We start from the raw sequence: 19,910 nt of genomic DNA, 5'->3' as shown, positions 1-19,910 counted from the left end.
CTCTCTATTGGGGCAGTCCGAAAATATATTAGCCAAGAGGTGTGCCTTGGCGCATAAAATCTTCTCCGAAAAGAGGATTTTGTGCCGGAACAAGAACAAGACCAGGGGCAGAAGCAGGGGGCGCTGCGGCGCATATTCCAGCTCATTCCGGGGATTCTGCTCTGCGGGGTCGTCACGGTCATCTCGCTCGGCATCCAGGCCGCCGAGGAGCGCGTTTTCGACCATCCCTATATCGAGGCCCTCGTCGTCGCGATCCTGCTCGGCATGGCGGTGCGCACCGCCTGGGAGCCGTCGGCGCGCTGGCGCTCGGGCATTGCCTTCAGCGCCAAGCAGCTGCTTGAGGTCGCGGTGATGCTGCTCGGCGCCTCCATCAGCTTTGCCGCGATCGTGGCGTCGGGCGGGCTGCTGATCGGCGCCATCGCCGTGACCGTCGCGATCATGCTGGCGGTGAGCTATGGCCTCAGCCGGATGCTCGGGCTCAAGACCAAGCTCGCGATCCTGATCGCCTGCGGCAATTCGATCTGCGGCAACTCGGCGATCGCGGCGGTGGCGCCGGTGATCGAGGCCGATGGCGACGACATCGCCTCGTCGATCTCGTTCACCGCCATTCTCGGCGTGCTGATGGTGCTCGGCCTGCCGCTCTTGATTCCGCTGCTGAAGCTGACGGCGACGCAATACGGCATCCTCGCCGGCCTCACCGTCTATGCCGTGCCGCAGGTGCTGGCAGCGACCGTGCCGGCGGGCATCGTCTCGACCCAGATCGGCACGCTGGTCAAGCTGGTGCGGGTGTTGATGCTGGGCCCGATCGTGATCGGCCTCTCGCTGCTGGTGGCGCGGCGGCGCAAGGCCGGCGCCGCCAGGGAGGGCACCTCGAAGGCCGCCTCGATCAGCCCGTTCAAGCTGGTGCCCTGGTTCATCATCGGCTTCCTGGCGCTGGCCGCGCTGCGCTCATTCCAGCTCGTGCCCGACATCGCGATCGCGCCGGTGACCAAGACGGCGGCGATCCTCACCGTCGTCTCGATGGCAGCGCTCGGGCTCGGCGTCGATGTCCGCGTGCTCTCGACCGTCGGCGGCCGGGTGACGGCCGCCGTCACGCTGTCGTTGATGCTGCTGCTGGGCTTGAGCATCGGCCTCGTGCACTTCTTCAAGTAGAGCATGATCCGGAAAAGTGTGGAGCGGTTTTCCGAAGAGATCATGCGCACATCAAAGGGCCGGCTACTCGGCGGCCTTCGCGGTCTTGCCGAACATCCGTGTCGGTGCGGGAAAGCCGCAGGACGTGCCGTCGGTGATCTTGACCTGATCTTCCCAGGGCAGGCGGAAGCGGCCGGACACCATGTCCTGCATGAACGTGTAGGGGCAATCCATCGCACCGCCCTTCACCGCGACATAGCCGCGGTGCCAGAGCTGATAGATGTTGTTCTCGACGCCCCAGTTGATCCGCGCCTCGCGCACGAGGTCGGGCCGCACCTCGGCGGTGATGATCTCGTCGGCCCGCCCCGTGGTCCCGTGCGCGATGATGCTGCCGTCGAAATTGACGATCATGCCTTCGCCCATCGAGTCGAACGACCCGTCCGAGCCGCACATGCAGACATTGGCCGTCACCATCAGGTTCTGGAACGCGTTGGCCTGGTTGGTGAAGCGCCAGCTGTCGCGGATCGGCGCGGTGTAGCCTGCGGTGCGGATCATGATCTCCGCGCCCTTGTAAGCGCATTCGCGCGCCATTTCCGGGAACATGCCGTCATGGCAGATGATCAGCGCGATCTTCGCGCCTTTCGGTCCATCGATCACGGGAATGCCGATGTTGCCGGGCTCCCACGGCTCGACCGGAATCCAGGGATGGAATTTGCGGTAGTACAGCTTGATATCGCCGTGATCGTCGATGATCAGCCCTGAATTATAGGGGTTGCCATGCGGGTTGAACTCCATGATGGAGAAGCAGCCCCAGATCTTGTTCTCGATGCAGGCCCGCTTGAAAGCCGCGACTTCAGGCCCGTCGAGCCGGCACATGATCTCCGGATTGGTATCCATCGAGAGGCCGTGCAGCGAGTATTCGGGGAACACGACGAGGTCCATGGTTCCGAGGTTGCGCCGCGCCTTGCCGACCATCCATACGATGCGCTCCGTCTGCCGTGCCAGGTCGGACCTTGTCGCAACCACAGGCAACTGCAGCTGCACCAGTCCGATCACCACGCCGTTCGGTGATTTGTTGAGACCGCCAAGTCCATTCATGCCTGTCCTCCCGCCTGTTTGAAATGGGCTGTCATTTCGCGAACGATGATCTTCGTTCGGTCGGGCTCCCAGCTAGCAACGATCATGCCAGCAAGATCGCAGAATGCGCAAATGCAGCGTACGGTCACATGCTGATCGGGATCGCCGCGATGCGCCGCATCATTGCGCAATGGCACGCGGTTTGCTTAATCAAATGCGGGTTTTCTCGCATTCGGGGCGTGCGTCATGGCGAATTCAAGCGGGACGATCGCGGCGGAGCCGGCGCCGATCACGCTCGACTGGAGCAGGACCGCGCTCGTCATCATCGACATGCAGCGCGATTTCATGGAGCGAGGGGGCTTCGGCGAGACGCTCGGCAATGACGTCAGCCGGCTTGCCCGCGCGGTGCAGCCGATTGCCGCAGTGCTCGCGGCCGTGCGCGACGCCGGGCTGCTCGTGGTCCATACCCGGGAGGGCCATCTGCCCGATCTCTCGGACGCACCGCCCGCGAAGGTCGAGCGCGGCGCGCCGTCGCTTCGGATCGGCGATCCCGGACCGATGGGACGGATTCTGATCCGCGGCGAGGCGGGGCACGACATCATTCCCGAGCTCTATCCCCTCGACAGCGAGATCGTGATCGACAAGCCCGGCAAGGGCGCGTTCTACGCCACCGAATTCGGCGACATCCTGCAGAAATACGGCATCGAGAATCTCCTGGTCTGCGGCGTCACCACCGAGGTCTGCGTCAACACCACGGTGCGCGAGGCCAACGATCGCGGCTACCGCTGCGTCGTGATCTCCGACGGCTGCGCGTCCTACTTCCCGGAATTCCACGAGATGGGTCTGAAGATGATCAAGGCCCAGGGCGGCATCTTTGGTTGGGTCACCGATTCAGCTGCCGTGCTGGAGGCGCTCGGGGACTAGCCGCCTTTCACCGCACCCGCCGTCAGTCCCGCCACGATCTGCCGCTGCGCCATCACGGTGAGCAGCAGCACCGGCGCCGTCACGATCAAGGCGGCGGCGGCGAGCGGGCCCCAGCTCAGCTGGTCGAACGAGATCATGTTGTAGACCGCGACCGGCAGCGTGCGGGTCTCACGCCCGGCCAGCACGATGCCGAACACGAAATTATTCCAGGAGAAGATCACCGCGAGGATGAAGGCAACCGCAAGGCCGGGCTTTGCGATCGGCAGCGCGACATGGCGGAACACCTGCCAGCGGGTGGCGCCGTCGATCAGCGCAGCTTCCTCCAGCTCCAGCGGCGTGGTTTCGAAATAGCCGATCATGATCCAGATCACGATCGGCACCGTGACCACGAGATGGATGATGATCTGCGGCACCAGCGTGCCGAGCAGGCCGAGCCACTGGAACAGCAGGAACAGCGGGATCAGATACGACAGGCCGGGCGTGATGCGCGCGATCAGGATCACGATCGCCGATTTATGCGCGGCCATCCGCGCGATCCCGTAGCCCGCGGGCACACCGACCAGCATCGCAAGCCCCGTGGCGCAGCCGGTGACCACAAGGCTGTTGCTGAAATAGGTCAGGAACCGGTTGGAGGCGAACACGTCGGCATAGTTCTTCCAGGCGATATGCTCCGGAAAGAACACCGGCGGGTAGGAGGCGTTGTCGATCTCGAATTTGAGCGACAGCGAGGCCATCCAGAGGAAGAACAGGATCGCCGGCGAGACGATGACGAACACCGACAGCCAAAGCCCGATCCGCCCGAGAATCTGGCGCGGGTTCATGCCTCGCCCCCGAGTTCAGATGTCCACAGCAGGCGCTTGCGCAAGTAAAGCAGCAGTGCCGCCAGCGCCACGATCAGGAGGAAGAACACCACCGCGATCGCCGAGCCGTAGCCGAGGTCGTAATAGACGAAGGCGACGCTGTAGAGATAGACGTTGATGGTCTCCGACGCCGAGCCCGGCCCTCCTTGCGTGATCGCGAAGATGATGTCGAAGCTTTTCACCGCGTCGATCATGCGGATCATGCCGGCGATGAACAGGAACGGCATGATCAAGGGCAGCGTGATGAAGCGGAACACCTGCCAGAAATTGGCACCGTCGATCTGCGCGCTCTCGTAGGGTTCGGTCGGGATCGCGGCGAGGCCGCCGAGCACGATCAGCATCACCAGCGGCGTCCATTGCCAGGTCTCGACCAGCACCAGCGAGGGGATCACCGTCGCCGGGTTGAACACCCAGAGCTGCGGCGGCAGCCCGACCAGCGACAGCAGATAGTTCAAGACGCCAAGCTGCGGGTGGAACATCATGGTCCACACCAGCGCGATCGCCACCGGCGTGGCCATCATCGGCATGATGAAGATGCCGCGCAGGAAACCGCGCGCGGCGAATTTCTGATGGAATACCACCGCCGCCAGCGTGCCGAACACCAGCGGCAACAGCACTGACAGCGCTGTATAGGACAGCGTGTGCCCGACCGCCTCGACGAAGCGCGGATCGGTCGGCAGCCGCAGATAGTTCGCGAGCCCCACGAACACGGTCGGCGAGCCGACCTTCCATTCCTGCAGGCTCATCCAGATCGTGAAGACCCACGGAAAGATGATCACCGCCAGCACCACGACGAGCGCCGGGATCACGAACGGCCAGTACGACGGCGGACGCCATTCACGCGCCGGGGCGGCGTCTCCAGAGCCTGCGGCTCTGGACTCTTGCTTTGACGCGTTTTCTTCACGCGAACCGGTACCCACTTCGCTTGAAAACGCTTTGCCGGCCGCGGCCGGCTCAGTCTGTGTCACCACGCTCACGCTTTTTCGCTACGCTCCAGGATGGGGCGGAATTGCTCGTGCGCCTTTTTCAGCTCGGTGGCCGGATCGGCGCCCGACAGCGTCGCGGTCAGCGCGGCGCCGACGATGTCGCGGAATTCGGCGACCGGGATGATGACGGGCAGGCCGAGCTTGGAGATCTTGGCGGAGTCAACCACCGACTGCAGCCATTCCTTGGTCTTCACGCCCTTGGCGACTTCGGCATCGTCGACGATGGAGTTGCGGAACGGCACGCCGCCGCCGGCCTGCAGCAGGCGCGCGCCCTGTCCGCGCGAGACCACCCATTGGCACAGCAGATAGGCGGCTTCCTTGTTCTTGCTCGCCGCGGCGATACCGACGCCGTCGCCATAGGTCGAGGAGAACTTGCCCTTGGGACCGGCGGGTACCAGCGTGTAGCCGACCTTGCCGACGACGCGCGAGGCGGCGGGATCTTCCAGCGGCGGCGCCCAGCCGTCGGCGTCGATCCACATCGCGGACCTGCCCTGCGTGAAGGACGCCATCGACTCCATCCAGTTGAAGCCGGCGACGCCGGGAGGCGCGCATTTCGTCAGCAGGCGCTGATAGAGCTTGGTAGCCTCGATCGCCTCGGGGCCGTCGGTCAGGATGTTGCCCTTGGCATCGAGGAATTCGCCGCCATAGTTCAGATAGAAGTTGGTCCACATCGCCATGTTGGCGTTGCGCAGGCCGCGGCCGACGAAGCCGTAGATGCCTTCCTTCGGATCGGTCAGCTTCTCGGCCGCGATTGCCATCTCCTCGAGCGTCTTCGGGACCTCGACGCCCTTCTTCTGGAACAGCTCCTTGTTGTAGTAGAGGATGAAATAGTCGACCGACCATGGCAGCGACAGCATCTGGCCCTTGTCGTTGCGCGCATATTGCAGCCCGGCCGCCGAGAAATCGCTCTCGACGAGGTCCGGCGGCGTCATGCTCGGATCCTTCAGAAAGCCCGACATGTCGGCGAGCCAGCCGGCCTTCTCGAACTGCCGCTTCTGCACGTGATAGCTGAGGTGCACGACGTCGAAGCTCGGCTTGCCCGAGGACAGCTCGATCACGCATTTCTGGCGCTGCTGCTGCTCGGGGATCTGCTCCGACTCGACCTTGATGCCGGTGAGCTCGGTAAATTCCTTGATGTATTTTTGCAGATTGTCGCCGCGCGGCCCCTTGGCGAGAATCACCTCGAGCGTGGTGCCGGAATATTTCTTCCAGTTGACGTCGGCGCGGGCCGGAAATCCGGTCAGTCCAACCGCGCCGGCGGCCGCGGTGCCGGCCAGCATCTGCCGGCGCGAGATCAGGTGATGCGACATGTTTCTCTCCCTGGACGGTTCTTGTTTGGGAGAGATACTAGCGCCTCAACTTTCTGTGCCTAGTCCCACATGCGCGGCGCCGTTGCATAACGCTGCGCCGCGCATGGTATGGCAGCTATGCCTTGACGAAAGCGAGCAGGGTGCCGTTGCCGGAAGCCGGCGGCACGGTGATGCTATTGCCGCTCTTCACGCCGGCTGAGCCCAGCGCTTTCTCGGTCGCGGCAAGGTCGGCCGCGATCACGAGGCCGGCGCCGCCGCGGTCGGGCAGGCCATCCAGCGATACGCCGGGATAACGTTTGCCGAGCTGATCCCTGGTCAGGAACACGAAGTCGGCGCGGTTGCCGCCGGACGGCACCGCAACCGCACCGTCGGCGTCGTTCCTGACGGCGACGTCGATCATCCTGGAGAGATGCGCGGCATCGGCTGCGGGATCGGGGGAGACGATCAGCACCTGCTTGAGGCGTTTTGCCCCATTGGCGTGCGTCATCAATTCGGGAATCCACACCGTCTCGCGGGTCTTGTGCTGGCAGGCGAAGATGCGGACGCCGCCGGGCGCCTCCGCGGTCGGCCACTGGAAGGTGCGGAATTTCGCCGCGGAGATCGTGCCATCAGGCAAGGTCACCGTGCGTTCGAAATCGGTCGGCCCGATCGGCGCATAGCCGCGCGCGCGAATCTCCTCGGCACCAGCAGCGGAATCCACCGCGGTGAACGCTATGCGTTCGATGCCTTCGCCGCGCTTCTCGAGGAAGGCGCGCGCCGGAGCGTTGTGTTCGGTCGGCGTCAGCACGCCGAGCAATTCCATGTAGTCAGGGTCGAACATGATGGTGTAATTGCCCGATCCCATATGCGCGCTATGGGTGCCGCGCGGCGACACGGTGAAGCCGAGCCGCTTGTAGTTCTCGGCCGCCTTGTCGAGGTCCTTCACCATGACCACGGCGTGATCGATTCCGATGACGTTCTTGAGTGCCACTTGTTGTCTTCCCGGCTGGAATAAGAGACTTTTCTTGAGCATGATCTTTTCGGAAAACCGCTACACACTTTTCCGGATCATGCTCTAAAGCTAACCAGAACGACCGGGCGCCCGCAAGAAAGGATCATGATGAACAGCAATGCCGTGCGCTGGCCCAATTCGCTCTGGGCAGCAGTGACGCCCTTCGGCCCTGATTGCCCCGAGCTGACCGGCGCGCAGCAGGCCGATGTCGTCGTCATCGGCGGCGGTTTCACCGGCTTGTCGACCGCACTGCATTTGGGCGAGGCCAATGTCGACGTCGCGATCGTCGAGGCCGCCGAGCCGGGCTGGGGTGCCTCGGGGCGCAACAACGGCCAGGTGATCCCGACACTGTCGCGTCCCGATCCGGACGACATCATCGCGAGGCACGGTGCGGCCGGCGAGCGCTTCGTCGCGATGCTGCGCGACAGCGCCGCTGATCTGTTCGACGTCGTCAAACGCTACAACATCGAGGCCGAGCAGGAGCAGGCCGGCTGGGTGCAGCCGGTGCACTCGCCGGGCCGCATCAAGATCGCCGAGCGGCGGGTGCAGCAATGGTCGAAATTCGGTGCGCCGGTCGAATTGCTGTCGCGCGATCAGACCAAGGACATGCTCGGCTCGGATGCGTGGTACGGCGGCTTCTGGAACAGGACCGGCGGTCACGTCAATCCGCTGGCGCTGGCGCGCGGCCTTGCGCGCACCGTACTCGGCCTCGGTGCGCGAATCTATGCCCGCTCGCCTGCACTCAGTTTCGAGCGCCGCGGCGATCGCTGGGTGGTGAAGACGGAAAAGGGTGAAATCTCCGGTCGCGCTCTGGTGGTCGCGACCAATGCCTACAGCGGCGAGTTCGCGAAATCGCTGGTGCCGGAGATCGCGACCGAGGTGATGCCGGTGCTGTCGTGGCAGATGGCGACGCAGCCGCTGTCGGACAATGTGCGCAAGACCATCATTGCCGGCCGGCAGGCGATGTCGGATACCCATGGCGAGCTGTATTTCGCGCGCTACGATGCCCGCAATCGCCTCGTCACCGGCGGTGCCGTGCTCGGTCCGGGCGACAAGACCGGGCGGCTGAAGGCGCGGGTGACCGAGCGGTTGCAGCGCCTGTGGCCGCAGATTGGCGAGGTCTCCTCCGACTATGTCTGGAACGGCTATGTCGGGATGACGGCGGATTTCCTGCCGCGCATGCACCGGTTGGGACCGAACGCCTATGGCTGGACCGGCTGCAACGGCCGTGCCGTCGCGCTGACGATCCCGCTCGGCCGCGAATTGGCGCGCGCGGTCCAAGGCGTGCCGGAAAGCGAGCTGGCGCTGCCGTTCTCCGAGCCGGTGCAGTACATGGCGCACGGCGTGCTCCGCAAGCTCGCGCCCTGGATGCTGCTGCTCTACCGGCGCCGCGATGCACAGGAGTTGGTCAAGGGCGATCGTTTCGAGTTGCTGCGATGGGCGGAGTATTTCCTCGCCTCGCGCCGTTCGCGGTAGGCGCGGAGCAACGTCGCGCCATGCACGCGAGAGGCATGGAGGGGCAAGCCGCCCGAGTTGGGGACTGGTCAGAGGACGTCGCTGGAAGATTGGGGCCCAAGCAGGTTCGGGTGGGTGCCGCGATCACGAGGATTCCGCCGTTGGCGGATAGCGTTGTGGAAACCCCGAGCGACGCAGGCGTTATTGCCAGATAGCAACCCTGGGAGGTGGGCATGGCGAGGAAGCGCATTGGTATTCTCACGGGAGGCGGTGACGTCCCCGGCCTTAACGCGGTGATCAAGAGCGTGACTTATCGCGGCAGTGAGGACGACATCGAGGTTGTCGGTCTCCGCCGGGGCTGGGAGGCCCTCACGCACCTGAACCTCGACGACCCGTCGAGCAAGTCCCATTACATCATCCCGCTGAACCGCGAAAATACGCGCGTCATCGACCGGCGCGGCGGCACCGTGCTGCACTCGAGCCGCACCAATCCCTCCAAAATGAAGAAGTTGCCCGATCATCTCGCGGGCCGCGACTTTCCGGCTTCCCAGAGCACCAAGGGTGGCATCGCAACCACGACGTGGGACCTCACCAACGAGGTGCTCGCGAACCTCGCGGGGCTCGGTATCGAGCATCTGATCGCCATCGGCGGCGACGATACGCTCAGCTACGCGGACAAGCTCAACAGGCGAGGCGTCAAGATCATTGCGATCCCGAAGACGATGGACAACGACGTTCGCAACACCGAATACTGCATCGGCTTCTCGACCGCGATCACCCGTGCCAGCGATGCCATCCAGCGCCAGCGCACCACCGTCGGCTCGCACGAGCGAATCGGCATTTTCCGCGTCTTTGGTCGCGATGCCGGCTTTACGGCACTCTATACCGCATACGCAACCTCGATCCGATGCGCCATACCGGAGTACAAGGTCAATCTCGACAAGCTGATCCAGCTTCTCCTCGATGACAAGCACGGCAACCCAAGCAACTACGCGCTGATCGTGCTCAGCGAGGGCGCCGAGTGGGAGGGCTACAAGGTGCAGGAATTCGGCGAGCCTGACGCCTACGGTCACCGCAGGAAGGCGAGCGTGGCCGAAGCGTTCGCGGACGAGATCAAGCGGCGCACCGGCGAGGAGACCATCGTTTCTGACCTCACCTACGACCTGCGGTCAGGCGATCCGGACTTCATCGACAAGCTTGTGGCGCTGACGTTCGGCAACATGGCTTACGATGCGATCCTGGAAGGCAAGACCGGCCTCATGTCGGCGCTGGTCGAGGGCCGCTACGACCTCGTGCCGATCCCCGACGCCAAGCTCGGGCCACGCAAATTGGACGTCGCAAGCGCGTACAACACTGAGCGCTACCGTCCTCTCTATTCCAACAAGCGGGGCCTGCCGATCTTTCTCAACCGCGCTTCATAGGGCGGGTGGTAACCCCATCGGGCAGGGCGAGCTATTCCAGATGCGTCGATAGCCCGTATCGACACGCGGTGACGGAGGGGCCATAGTTCCGCAAGCAATATGCGCAGGGAACCTGTCGCACCACACGACGTTCTTTTTTGCAAATGAGCGCGCCGTCGCCCCCGGCGCAGCGAGCGCCGAGGCGAAGGCGCTGCGCTGCGGTCGGAGGGATGCTCATGAAACTCACCATTTCGGTCATCAAGGCTGACATTGGCTCCGTCGGGGGCCACACGAAACCATCTGCGCGCATGATGGCGGCTGTCGAAGGGGAGGTCGCGAAGGCGATCGAAAACGGTCTCCTGATCGACGGTTTCGTGCGCCATACCGGCGACGATATTGCGATCATCATGACGCACACGCGGGGCGAAGGGAGCTCCGAAGTCCACCAATTCGCCTGGAAGACGTTTCTCGCGGCCACTGCGGTCGCGAAGACCTCCGGGCTCTACGGCGCCGGCCAGGATCTTCTCGTCGACGCCCCGTCCGGAAACGTTCGCGGCGCGGGCCCGGCTGTCGCCGAGCTCAGCTTCGACCACAGCCTCTCGGGCGCGAGACCCGCGGAGTCCTTCATGGTGTTCGCCGCAGACAAGTGCGGCCCCGGCGCCTACAACCTGCCGCTCTATCTGGCTTTTGCCGATCCCATGTATTGCGCCGGGCTGATGCTGCCCCCGATGATCAAGGGCTTCCGTTTCCATATCATCGATATGGACAACACGGCCGGCGACAGCGTGATCGAACTCGATGCGCCCGCGGACGGCTACCACATTGCGGCGCTGCTTCGCGACAACGAGCGCTTCGGCATTGATCGCATCGTCTCGAAAACCTATGGCGAGGTCGCCGTCGCCGTGTCGGCGCAGCGCCTTCACTCCATCGCAGGCAAGTACACCGGCAAGGATGATCCGGTCGCGGTCGTCAGGAACCAGGGCATTTTCGCGGCGCCCGAAGAAATCATCTCGCCGTTCACCAAGGCGCACTTCGTGGGCGGCGATGCGCGCGGCTCGCATGTGATGCCGCTCATGCCGGTGCCGCTCAACACCCCGGTGACGGGGATGTATTGCCTGCCGATCGTGTCCTGCGTCGGCTTCTCGATCGACCGGGACGGGAAGTTCTCGGAGTCCTATATCGACTTCTTTGACAACCTTGCCTGGGACGAGGTCCGCCAGCGCGCGCAGCGCAAGGCGATCGAGATGCGCAGCCAGGGCTGGTCCGGCGCTGCGATGCTGCCCTATTCAGAGCTGGAATATGGCGGCTTCCGCGACACGGTATCCGGATTGCTGAAGCGCTTCCGGCTGCGCGAGGAGCCCAAGCCACAAGCGGCGGAGTAGGGCCGCGCGTGCCCGGCTACACGGTTGCGGTGCCGTGCTCGCGCGCAAACGCGCCGCCGGGGATCGCTGACAGCAGCGCCTGCGTATAGGGATGCCGCGGCTTGCCGAACACCTCGGCGGTCAGCCCTTGCTCGACCACGGCGCCGTCCTTCATGACGGCGACGAGATCGCAGATCTGGGCGGCGACGCGCAGATCGTGGGTGATGAAGATGATGGAGAGGCCAAGCTGCTGGCGCAGCCCGGCGAGCAGCTTCAAGACCTGCGCCTGCACCGAGACGTCGAGCGCCGAGACCGGCTCGTCGGCAACCAGCACATCCGGCTTCAGCGCCAGCGCGCGGGCGAGCCCGATGCGCTGGCGCTGGCCGCCGGAGAATTCGTGCGGGTAGCGGTCACCCGCGGACGGATCGAGGCCGACCAGCTCGAACAGCTTTCGCGCTTCCGCGATCGCGGTGGCGCGGTCGGTGCCGTGCACGATCGGTCCCTGCGCCACCAGCTCGGCCGCCTTGCGGCGCGGATTGAGCGAGGCGAAGGGATCCTGGAACACCATCTGGATGTGGCGGGTCTCGCGCCTGATATCGTCGCGGCCGAGCTTTGCCCAGTCCTTGCCGTCGAGCACGATCGACCCGATGTCCGGATCGATCAGCCGCACGATGCAGCGCGCGAGCGTCGATTTGCCCGAACCGGATTCGCCGACGATGCCGAGCGTCGCGCCGCGCGGCAGGTGCAGCGACACGTTCTTGACGGCCTCCGTGATCCGCGCGCCGCGGCCGAGGAAGCCGCCGGTGCGGTAGGTCTTGGAGACGCCGTCGATGGTTAGGATGTCCTTGCCGGAAAGGATGCGCGGCGGCGGCGCCTTCAGCGGCGGAACGGCTGCGATCAGCTGCTTCGTGTAGGCATGCTGCGGATCGTTCAGCACCTTGTCGGCCGTGCCGTGCTCGACGATCGCGCCATGCTGCATCACCACGACGCGGTCGGCGATCTCGGCGACCACGCCGAAATCATGGGTGATGAACAGCACCGCCGTCTTCTTGCGCTGCTGCAAATCGCGGATCAGCTTCAGGATCTGTGCTTGTGTCGTCACGTCGAGCGCGGTGGTCGGCTCGTCCGCGATCAGGAGCTTGGGGTCGAGCGCGAGTGCCATCGCGATCATCGCGCGCTGGCGCTGGCCGCCGGACAGCTCGTGCGGGTAAGCTTTTGCGGCAGCCTTGGGGTCGGGGATGCGGACGTCCTCGAGCAGCGCCAGCACACGAGCATTGATCTCGGCCTTCGAGAGAGCGGTGTGGATCGCAAACATCTCGCCGATCTGGTCGCCGATCGTGCGCAGCGGATTGAGCGCGGTCATCGGCTCCTGGAAGATCATCGCGATGCCGGCGCCGCGCACATCGCGCATTTCGGCGCTATCGGCGGCGCAGAGGTCGCGGCCGTCGAACATCATCCGGCCCCGTTCGATCGTCACCTCGTTCGGCAGCAGCCGCATGATGGCGTTCGCCATCATCGATTTGCCGGAGCCGGACTCGCCGACCACGCAGAGGATCTCGTTCGACGCAATTGAAAGCGAAACGTCGGACAGCGCATGCGGCCGGTCGGCGCCCTTGGGCAGGCGCACCGTCAGGGCGTCGAGGGAAAGGACGCTCTCGCTCATCGGCTCTTCAGCCTCGGATTGAGCGCATCGTTCAGGCCCTGGCCGACCAGCGACACCGCGAGCACGGTGACGAGGATCGCAATGCCAGGGATTGCCGAGACGTACCATTGCACCCGGAGCACGTCGCGGCCGAGCCCGATCAGATTGCCCCAGGAGGCGACGTTGGGATCGGACAGACGCAGGAAGGCGAGCGCACTTTCCAGCAGGATCGCGACCGCCATCACCACGCTGGCATAGACGATGACGGGCGGCAGCGCGTTGGGCAGGATTTCGCCGAGAATGAGCTGGACGTCCTTCATGCCGAGCGTCTTGCCGGCCTGGACGAATTCGCGGTTGCGCAGCGACAGGAACTCGGCGCGGGTCAGCCGCGCCGGCGCCGGCCACGACACCACGCCGACCGCAATGGTCACCGTGGTCAGGGTCGAGCCGAACACCGCGACCAGCACCAGCAGCAGCACGAAGTTCGGCAGCGTCTGGAACGCTTCCGTGATCCGCATCAGCACATTGTCGACCCAGCCGCCGTAATAGCCGGCGAAGGCGCCGACCAGGATGCCGATCAGGATCGCGATCAAGGTGGCGACGCCGCCGATCAGCAGCGAGATCCGCGCGCCGTAGAAGATCTGGGCGGCGATGTCGCGGCCGGAATTGTCGGTGCCAAGCAGGAAGCGCGGGTTGGAGAACGGCCAGATCAGCGGCCGGCCCGCGAGAGCGAGCGGATCGCGCGGATAGAGGAGACCCGCGCTGATTGCCATCGCGATGACAAGCAGCAGCAGGATCAGGCCGATCACCGCGGCCGGGCTGCGGAAGTAGCGCTTCACGGCATCCATCGTCAGCCCTCCGCCGCGATGCGCGGATCGAGCCGCGCGTAGAGCAGATCGACGACGAAGTTCACGGATATGACGAGCAGCGCGGACACGAAGACGATGCCGAGCAGGGTGTTGAGGTCGCGCTGCACCACCGACTCATAAGCGAGACGGCCGAGGCCGGGCAGCGAGAACACGCTCTCCACCACGACCGAGCCGCCGAGCATGGTGCCGGCCTGCAATCCGATCAGCGTCACCATCGGCAGCAGCGCGTTGCGCAGCACATGGCGGGTGATGACATGGGTCTCGTCCAGCCCCTTGGCGCGGGCGGTGCGGACGAAATCGAGGTTCAGGACCTCAAGCATCGAGGCGCGCATGATGCGCAAATAGATCGCGAGGAAGATCAGCCCGAGCGTCAGCGTCGGCAGCACCAGATGCGCCGCGATATCCAGCATGCGCCAGATTCCGGTCTGGACGTTGCCGATATCCTCGAAGCCGCCCGGCGGTAGCCACTGCAGATAGACCGAGAACACCACGATCGCCATCAGCCCGAACCAGAACGACGGCGTGGCGTAGAAGATCAGGCCGAGGGTGGAGATCATCGTGTCCGGCCAGCGGTTGACGCCACGCGCGGCGATCACGCCGAACACGAGGCCAAAGAAGAACGCGAATGACAGCGACGCCGTCATCAATAGGATGGTCGGCGGCAGCCGTTCCAGGATCACGGTCGCCACCGGCTTGCCGTAGATCGAGGAGAAGCCGAGGTCGAGCCGGACCAGGTGCCACAGATAGTTCCCGAGCTGCGCCGGAACCGAGAGGTTCAGCCCGTAGAATTTGCGCAGCGCCTCGGCGGTCGCGGCGTCGCCGCCGCCCATCTGCGCCATCAGCGCATCGACGGTGTCGCCCGGCGCGAGCTGCAGCAGCAGGAACACGCCGATCAGGATCAGGAACAGGGTCGGGATCGAGGCGGCGAGCCGCCGCCCCGCAAGGCTCAGGATACGCATATTTTATCTATAGCGTTTTCGAACGATGTGGACACCGGTTCGGGGTGGGCACCGGCCCCTTCTTACCTCGCCCCGCTTGCGGGGAGAGGTCGGATCGCATCGCCAGATGCGATCCGGGTGAGGGGGTACAGGTCTATCGATGGAGCAATATCGTGGAGCGAGCCCCTCACCCCGACCCTCTTCCCGCAAGAGCGGGGCGAGGGAGAAGAGGGCGCCACGCCTAGCGCAGATGTGGCCTCATGCGCTCAGCCAAAGATCGTGCCAGCTCGTCGAGCCCCAGCGCGGCGTGTTGGAGTGGTTGCGCGCCTTGGCCGTGATCACGGTAACGAAGATCTGCTCGATCGGCATCCAGACCGGCAGCTCGGTGTTCACCTCCTTGACGAAATCGGCATAGAGCGCCTTGCGCTTGGCCGGATCGACTTCGGTGGCGGCATCGTCGATGGTCTTGTCGACGGTCTTGTCCTCCCAGCCCCATTGGTTGGTCCACGGCGCGCCCTTGGGCTGGCCGGAGCGGTACCATACCGTGGTCGAGACCGCGGGGTCGTTGCGATACTGGTGCCAGCCGGTCGCGAGATCGAAGGCGTGCTCGTCATAGACCTGCTTGAGGAAGCCGCCGCCGTCGTTGCGTACGATGTCGACCTGGATGCCGACTTCTCCCAGCGACTGCTGGATGAAGGTCGACCACAGCGAGATGTCCTCGCCCCACGGTGCCGGCAGGAGTCTCAGCGAGAAGCGGTTGCCGCTGGAGGCTTTGAAGCCGGCCTCGTCGAGTAGCGCGATCGCCTTGGCCTTGTCATAGGGGTATTGCGGCGTGTTCGGCCCGGGATAGAAGTCGGTCGAGGTCGACGGGATCGGGCCGGTGCCGAGCTTGGCGAAATCGCCCAGGAAATTGTCGATGAAGAACGGCACGTTGATCGCGTGCGCGATGGCGCGGCGGACCCGGATGTCCGCCAGTTCCTTGCGGCGGAAGTTGAACTCGATGGTGTTGGTGCGGGCGTTGCCCTCATTGCCCTTGGTCTGGACGATGAAGCGCTTGTCCTTGCCGAGCCGCGCCATGTCCGAGATCGTCAGTCCCGAGAACGGGCTGTAGTGCAGCTCGCCGGCCTCCATCTGCGCGGCCGCGGCGGCGCGGTCGGTGATCACCTTCCAGACGATGCGGTCGAGATAGGGCGCGTTCGGCCGCCAGTAGTCCGGGTTGCGGTCGGCGATGATGTATTGCCCGCGCTCGTATTTGACGAATTTGAATGGGCCGGTGCCGACCGGCGCCAGATTGGTCGGGTTCTGCCTGATGTCGCCGCTCTCGTAGAGATGCTTGGCGGAGACGTAGCCGAGGTCGGGCAGGGCCCGGAGCAACAGGTTCAGCGGCATCGGCCGCTCGTAGCGGAAGATCGCGGTCTGCGGATCGGGCGTATCGACCGATGTGAGGAACAGCTGCAGCGTCGATCCGTAGTTGAGGATCTTCTTCCACATGTTCATCGCGGTGAAAGCGACGTCATCAGAGGTGAACGGCTTGCCGTCGTGCCAGGTGACGCCCTTGCGCAGCTTGAAGGTGACGTTCTTGCCGTCCGGGGTCGCCTCCCAGCTCTCGGCGAGCACGCCGACCGGCTGGCCGTTGGCGTCGAGGTCGACCAGATTCTCCTGGATCTTGCCGCCGATGATGTAGACGCCGGTCGAGGCCTGGATGCTGGGATTGAGCTGGCGCTGCTCGGCGCCGTAATGGACGTTGAACACGCCGCCCTTGCGCGGGGCCTCCTGCGCGAATGCCCGCATCGGATTGATGACATTGGCCGCAATCGCGGCCGAGGTCAGAAGGGCCGTGCGGCGGTTGATCTCGAGGCGGCTCAAATCCATACGCGGGTCTCCGGTACTTACATAAAGGCTTGCATCGGGCGACCAGCCGGATCGGTCGTGGCGCCCCTTTGCGATGTTACGATGGAATGGGAACCCGAGTCATTTTCTAATGCCTCGGCCTTTTGGAGGATCGTTTCCGAAACCTGAAGTGGCGCATTGCGACGCTTCGCAACCCGGATCGGGCGCCGCATTGTCGCAGTTTGGGCCGCGCGAGTTGCGTCTGGTGATTCTCTCGAAGGGACGTTTCGGGAGCGCCGAAGCCGCGCAAACCCTGTAATTTTAGGGGTCGGAAGCACCTTGACTTGAAAAAACGCTGGAAAAAACCCTGATTCGGCGGCTGTCCACAGCGATATTGTGGTGGGGAGTGCAGAAAACACTGTTTTTCTCGGCGTTTTCCGCCATATCGTGCCCACTCCAGAATCAATGGAGCAACCATGGCTACCCAACTGTCGAAGTCGCAAGTGATCGAGAAGATCGCGACCACCACCGAACTCTCCAAGCGCGACGTCAAGAACGTTTTGGACTCGCTTGTCGATGTCGGCCACAAGGAGCTGAAGAAGGCCGGGGTGTTCCTCGTCCCCGGCTTCGCGAAGTTCGTTGTGGTCAAGAAGCCTGCGACCAAGGCGCGCAAGGGCACCAACCCCTTCACCGGCGAAGAGATGATGTTCAAGGCCAAGCCGGCCCGGAAGATCGTCCGCGCACGGCCGGTCAAGGCCGCCAAGGACGCGGTTTAAGATGAAAGGCCTCCGGTGACGGAGGCCTTTTGCTTTTGAGCCGTCGCTTCCTGCCGTTGGTTGCCAGCCCGCGTTTTCCAGCGAGTGGACACCGGTTCGCGTGAAGAAAACGCGCCAAAGCAGAATCTGGAGCTCCGGACCGGGTTGAACCGGGACCGGGGCTCTAGACTACCGGCGACCGGCCACCATCGACATTGATGGCGGTGCCGGTGATGTAGGAGCCTTGCTCCGAGGCCAGGAAGCAGGCGAGGTTGGCGAACTCCTCCGCCGTGCCGATGCGGCCGAGCGGGGTGCCCTTGGCAAGGCCCTTGGCGAATTCCCCGAAATCCGTGTTCGGCGCCTGGGCAGCATGCCGCTTGACCCATTGATCGCTCATGATCAGGCCGACCAGCAGCGCGTTCACCAGGATGTTGTGCTCGCCGCCTTCATTGGCCATCACCTTGGTCAGCGCCATGCCGGCCGCGCGCGACACCGAGGTCGGCGCGGAATTGCCGGCCGGCGCCTTGGCAAAGGTGTTGAGCACATTGATGATGCGGCCCCATTTGCGCTGCTTCATCCCCGGCCACACCAGCCGGCTGAAGCGGATCGCGGCGAACAGTTTCAGGTCGAGGTCCTCCTGCCAGGCCTCGTCGCTGATGCTCTCGAACGCCAGCGTGCGCGCCGTGCCGGCGTTGTTGACGAGCACGTCGATCTTGCCGAGATCGGCAACGATCTGGTCGTGAGCCTTGGTGATATCGGAAGCCTTCGCGACGTCGCAGACATAATCGCGTACCACAAGGCCGTCCCTAGCGAGCGCTTCGCGCGCCGCAGCGAGGTCGGCCCCGCCGCGGGCGAGGATCGCGACCCTGGCGCCGGATTCGGCAAACCGCCGCGCCACCGCGATCCCGATGCCCTTGCTGCCGCCGGTAACCACCGCGACGCGGTCCTTCATTGATAGGTTCATTGTTGTTCTCCCTGGGGCTGGCCCGGAGAGGACGCTATCAAACCGACAGCGCGACCAACAAGGTCATGCAGAGCAGGTGTGCTGTGACAATCAGTGCGAGATGGAGCGGACCGGACATCGGAGATCTCCATGGTGGTGCGCATCTTATTTGTCGTCAGGCGAGCACCGTCGCCTGACTCCCTCCCCCTGAAAGGGGGAGGGCGGGGTGGGGGTTGCTCTCCACGGGCGCCGGCGCTTGCGGAGGCAGGATCCCCACCCGGCTTGCGCTTGCGCGCAAACCGACCTCCCTTTGCAAGGGGAGGTGAGGAAAGAGCGTGCCCCGTTCACGCGCGCCGCTAGTTCGAGCTCGCGCTTGCCGTAAAGCTGCGGTCGACGGCCTTGCCGACATCCAGCGTCTTGCCGAGGATGCCGTAGCGCGTCGCGCGATCGGAGGCGGCCTGCACCTCCTTCACCACGGCCTCGTCGATCGCGATCGGGCTCGTCTTCTGAGCGGTGTAGGCGGCGAGCAGCACGTCCTCCGGCAGTTTTGTGAGCTCGGCCGTGTTCCTGGCGTACTCGGCGAGATGGTCGAGCGACCACAGCCGCGCCTTGTTGAGCCGCTGCACCAGGTCCTGCACCGCCGCGCGCTTGGTTGCGATCGCGTTGTCGGAGGCGACGATGAAGGTGATGGTCGGCGTCAGCCCTTCGCCGTCGGCGACGACGCGCGCCTTGTCCTTCAGCGTGGCGTAGGAGACATACGGCTCCCACACCGCCCAGGCGTCGATCGAGCCGGCGAGCAGCGCGATCTTGGCGTCGACCGGGCCGAGCGGGGCGAAGGTCGCGTCCTCGATCCTGCTGCCGGCTTTTTCCAGCGTCGCGTTGATCAGGAATTGGCCCCAGCCGCCGCGCGTGCCGGCGAGGCGCTTGCCCTTCAGATCGGCCGCGGTCTTGATCGGCGAATCCCCGCGCACCAGGATCGCCTGCGTCCGCGCATCGGAGCGCGTGCCGCCGATCGCCTTGATCGGCGCGCCCGACGCATAGACCGTGAGGAAGGACAGATCGCCGGTGTAGCCGACGTCGAGCGCGCCGGCGTTGATCGCTTCCAGGATCGGGGCTGCGGCGGGGAATTCCGACCACTCGATCTTGTAGGGCAGATCCTTGGCGAGGCCGGAAATCTCCAGCAGCGAGCGGTTGCCGCCCTTCTGGTCGCCGACGCGCAGCACGATCGCGTCGGCCGCGAGCGCCGCAGCCGATGTCGACAGCGTGATCACGGCCGTGATCAGCGCTGCCGCCGTGCGGCGGGTGAGAGAATAGGCAGGGCCCGAGCGGGTCAGTTTGCGCATATGAATTTTCTTCCTGATTCATTCGCTGCGCCGCGGAACGCGCGGCAGCGTTCGATCAAGTCTATGAGCAAGCCGTTCGCCGTCAACGAAACGGA

17 protein-coding genes are annotated in these 19,910 nt (G+C 64.6%); 6 read left to right on the top strand and 11 right to left on the bottom strand.

Annotated features, from left to right (window positions below; all coding sequences use genetic code 11):
* The first annotated feature begins 81 nt into the window (after positions 1 to 81).
* On the top strand, positions 82 to 1,152 hold the full coding sequence (locus ACVWZM_RS06570; protein ID WP_225643482.1) for a YeiH family protein: 1,071 nt from the start codon (positions 82 to 84) through the stop codon (positions 1,150 to 1,152).
* A gap of 63 nt (positions 1,153 to 1,215) precedes the next feature.
* Here ACVWZM_RS06570 and ACVWZM_RS06565 read toward each other — a convergent pair whose 3' ends face one another.
* Positions 1,216 to 2,229 carry a formamidase gene (locus ACVWZM_RS06565; protein WP_028339439.1) on the bottom strand — a complete coding sequence of 338 codons (1,014 nt, stop codon included), beginning with the start codon at positions 2,227 to 2,229 and terminating at the stop codon, positions 1,216 to 1,218.
* A gap of 225 nt (positions 2,230 to 2,454) precedes the next feature.
* Between ACVWZM_RS06565 and ACVWZM_RS06560 the strand changes: the two genes are divergently transcribed.
* Positions 2,455 to 3,132, top strand: a complete 678-nt coding sequence (locus ACVWZM_RS06560) for a cysteine hydrolase family protein (protein ID WP_076824447.1) — start codon at positions 2,455 to 2,457, stop codon at positions 3,130 to 3,132.
* Here the strand turns inward: ACVWZM_RS06560 and ACVWZM_RS06555 are convergent.
* The 4 genes from ACVWZM_RS06555 to ACVWZM_RS06540 form a co-directional block, all read right to left on the bottom strand.
* Positions 3,129 to 3,953 (bottom strand): carbohydrate ABC transporter permease, encoded by an 825-nt coding sequence (locus tag ACVWZM_RS06555; RefSeq protein WP_038383999.1) that lies wholly within the window; start codon positions 3,951 to 3,953, stop codon positions 3,129 to 3,131. The two genes, ACVWZM_RS06560 and ACVWZM_RS06555, sit on opposite strands and share 4 nt — an antisense overlap.
* The gene (locus tag ACVWZM_RS06550) at positions 3,950 to 4,912 is read right to left on the bottom strand and encodes a carbohydrate ABC transporter permease (protein WP_057015282.1); all 963 of its coding nucleotides are present in this window, start codon (positions 4,910 to 4,912) and stop codon (positions 3,950 to 3,952) included. Before ACVWZM_RS06550 ends, ACVWZM_RS06555 begins: the two co-directional genes overlap by 4 nt.
* A gap of 53 nt (positions 4,913 to 4,965) precedes the next feature.
* Complete coding sequence (locus ACVWZM_RS06545; RefSeq protein ID WP_092082514.1) at positions 4,966 to 6,288, bottom strand: ABC transporter substrate-binding protein; 1,323 nt, start codon at positions 6,286 to 6,288, stop codon at positions 4,966 to 4,968.
* Positions 6,289 to 6,403: 115 nt separating this feature from the next.
* Positions 6,404 to 7,258: a VOC family protein gene (locus ACVWZM_RS06540; RefSeq protein WP_456852240.1), complete on the bottom strand. Its 855-nt coding sequence runs from the start codon at positions 7,256 to 7,258 to the stop codon at positions 6,404 to 6,406.
* A 129-nt stretch (positions 7,259 to 7,387) separates the two neighbouring features.
* On the opposite strand from ACVWZM_RS06540, the gene ACVWZM_RS06535 reads away from it, so the two are divergent.
* From ACVWZM_RS06535 to ACVWZM_RS06525, 3 genes are all read left to right on the top strand, one after another.
* Entirely contained in the window at positions 7,388 to 8,755 is a 1,368-nt protein-coding gene (locus tag ACVWZM_RS06535) for an NAD(P)/FAD-dependent oxidoreductase (RefSeq protein WP_456856629.1), read from the top strand.
* A 212-nt stretch (positions 8,756 to 8,967) separates the two neighbouring features.
* Complete coding sequence (locus ACVWZM_RS06530) at positions 8,968 to 10,155, top strand: 6-phosphofructokinase (protein ID WP_057015264.1); 1,188 nt, start codon at positions 8,968 to 8,970, stop codon at positions 10,153 to 10,155.
* 215 nt (positions 10,156 to 10,370) lie between these two features.
* The gene (locus ACVWZM_RS06525) at positions 10,371 to 11,516 is read left to right on the top strand and encodes a fructose 1,6-bisphosphatase (RefSeq protein WP_456852238.1); all 1,146 of its coding nucleotides are present in this window, start codon (positions 10,371 to 10,373) and stop codon (positions 11,514 to 11,516) included.
* A 16-nt stretch (positions 11,517 to 11,532) separates the two neighbouring features.
* On the opposite strand, the gene ACVWZM_RS06520 is transcribed toward ACVWZM_RS06525, so the two are convergent.
* The 4 genes from ACVWZM_RS06520 to ACVWZM_RS06505 all read right to left on the bottom strand — a co-directional run bounded on the left by ACVWZM_RS06520 (position 11,533) and on the right by ACVWZM_RS06505 (position 16,816).
* Positions 11,533 to 13,158, bottom strand: a complete 1,626-nt coding sequence (locus ACVWZM_RS06520; RefSeq protein ID WP_456852236.1) for an ABC transporter ATP-binding protein — start codon at positions 13,156 to 13,158, stop codon at positions 11,533 to 11,535.
* Positions 13,155 to 13,985, bottom strand: a complete 831-nt coding sequence (locus tag ACVWZM_RS06515; protein ID WP_253640418.1) for an ABC transporter permease — start codon at positions 13,983 to 13,985, stop codon at positions 13,155 to 13,157. Before ACVWZM_RS06515 ends, ACVWZM_RS06520 begins: the two co-directional genes overlap by 4 nt.
* 2 nt (positions 13,986 to 13,987) lie before the next feature.
* Positions 13,988 to 14,965 (bottom strand): ABC transporter permease, encoded by a 978-nt coding sequence (locus ACVWZM_RS06510; protein ID WP_168857950.1) that lies wholly within the window; start codon positions 14,963 to 14,965, stop codon positions 13,988 to 13,990.
* 237 nt (positions 14,966 to 15,202) lie between these two features.
* Positions 15,203 to 16,816: an ABC transporter substrate-binding protein gene (locus tag ACVWZM_RS06505; RefSeq protein WP_456852234.1), complete on the bottom strand. Its 1,614-nt coding sequence runs from the start codon at positions 16,814 to 16,816 to the stop codon at positions 15,203 to 15,205.
* Between the two features lie 434 nt (positions 16,817 to 17,250).
* Between ACVWZM_RS06505 and ACVWZM_RS06500 the strand changes: the two genes are divergently transcribed.
* The gene (locus tag ACVWZM_RS06500) at positions 17,251 to 17,550 is read left to right on the top strand and encodes an HU family DNA-binding protein (protein WP_021077434.1); all 300 of its coding nucleotides are present in this window, start codon (positions 17,251 to 17,253) and stop codon (positions 17,548 to 17,550) included.
* A 163-nt stretch (positions 17,551 to 17,713) separates the two neighbouring features.
* Here ACVWZM_RS06500 and ACVWZM_RS06495 read toward each other — a convergent pair whose 3' ends face one another.
* Entirely contained in the window at positions 17,714 to 18,493 is a 780-nt protein-coding gene (locus ACVWZM_RS06495; RefSeq protein ID WP_456852232.1) for an SDR family oxidoreductase, read from the bottom strand.
* Between the two features lie 335 nt (positions 18,494 to 18,828).
* Positions 18,829 to 19,815 carry an ABC transporter substrate-binding protein gene (locus tag ACVWZM_RS06490; RefSeq protein WP_456784223.1) on the bottom strand — a complete coding sequence of 329 codons (987 nt, stop codon included), beginning with the start codon at positions 19,813 to 19,815 and terminating at the stop codon, positions 18,829 to 18,831.
* Positions 19,816 to 19,910: the final 95 nt, after the last annotated feature.

Source organism: Bradyrhizobium sp. USDA 4501 (assembly GCF_054062115.1).
The sequence above is the reverse complement of the archived record's forward strand: the minus strand, read 5'-3'. Positions and strand labels throughout refer to the sequence as shown.

Excerpts from the sequence above, each read along its gene's own strand:
- ACVWZM_RS06555 (WP_038383999.1), bottom strand. The coding sequence starts at position 3,953 with ATGAACCCGCGCCAGATTCTCGGGCGGATCGGGCTTTGGCTGTCGGTG.
- ACVWZM_RS06505 (WP_456852234.1), bottom strand. The coding sequence starts at position 16,816 with ATGGATTTGAGCCGCCTCGAGATCAACCGCCGCACGGCCCTTCTGACC.
- ACVWZM_RS06515 (WP_253640418.1), bottom strand. The coding sequence starts at position 13,985 with ATGGATGCCGTGAAGCGCTACTTCCGCAGCCCGGCCGCGGTGATCGGC.
- ACVWZM_RS06510 (WP_168857950.1), bottom strand. The coding sequence starts at position 14,965 with ATGCGTATCCTGAGCCTTGCGGGGCGGCGGCTCGCCGCCTCGATCCCG.
- ACVWZM_RS06525 (WP_456852238.1), top strand. The coding sequence starts at position 10,371 with ATGAAACTCACCATTTCGGTCATCAAGGCTGACATTGGCTCCGTCGGG.
- ACVWZM_RS06565 (WP_028339439.1), bottom strand. The coding sequence starts at position 2,229 with ATGAATGGACTTGGCGGTCTCAACAAATCACCGAACGGCGTGGTGATC.
- ACVWZM_RS06560 (WP_076824447.1), top strand. The coding sequence starts at position 2,455 with ATGGCGAATTCAAGCGGGACGATCGCGGCGGAGCCGGCGCCGATCACG.
- ACVWZM_RS06495 (WP_456852232.1), bottom strand. The coding sequence starts at position 18,493 with ATGAACCTATCAATGAAGGACCGCGTCGCGGTGGTTACCGGCGGCAGC.
- ACVWZM_RS06500 (WP_021077434.1), top strand. The coding sequence starts at position 17,251 with ATGGCTACCCAACTGTCGAAGTCGCAAGTGATCGAGAAGATCGCGACC.
- ACVWZM_RS06545 (WP_092082514.1), bottom strand. The coding sequence starts at position 6,288 with ATGTCGCATCACCTGATCTCGCGCCGGCAGATGCTGGCCGGCACCGCG.
- ACVWZM_RS06490 (WP_456784223.1), bottom strand. The coding sequence starts at position 19,815 with ATGCGCAAACTGACCCGCTCGGGCCCTGCCTATTCTCTCACCCGCCGC.
- ACVWZM_RS06520 (WP_456852236.1), bottom strand. The coding sequence starts at position 13,158 with ATGAGCGAGAGCGTCCTTTCCCTCGACGCCCTGACGGTGCGCCTGCCC.
- ACVWZM_RS06530 (WP_057015264.1), top strand. The coding sequence starts at position 8,968 with ATGGCGAGGAAGCGCATTGGTATTCTCACGGGAGGCGGTGACGTCCCC.
- ACVWZM_RS06535 (WP_456856629.1), top strand. The coding sequence starts at position 7,388 with ATGAACAGCAATGCCGTGCGCTGGCCCAATTCGCTCTGGGCAGCAGTG.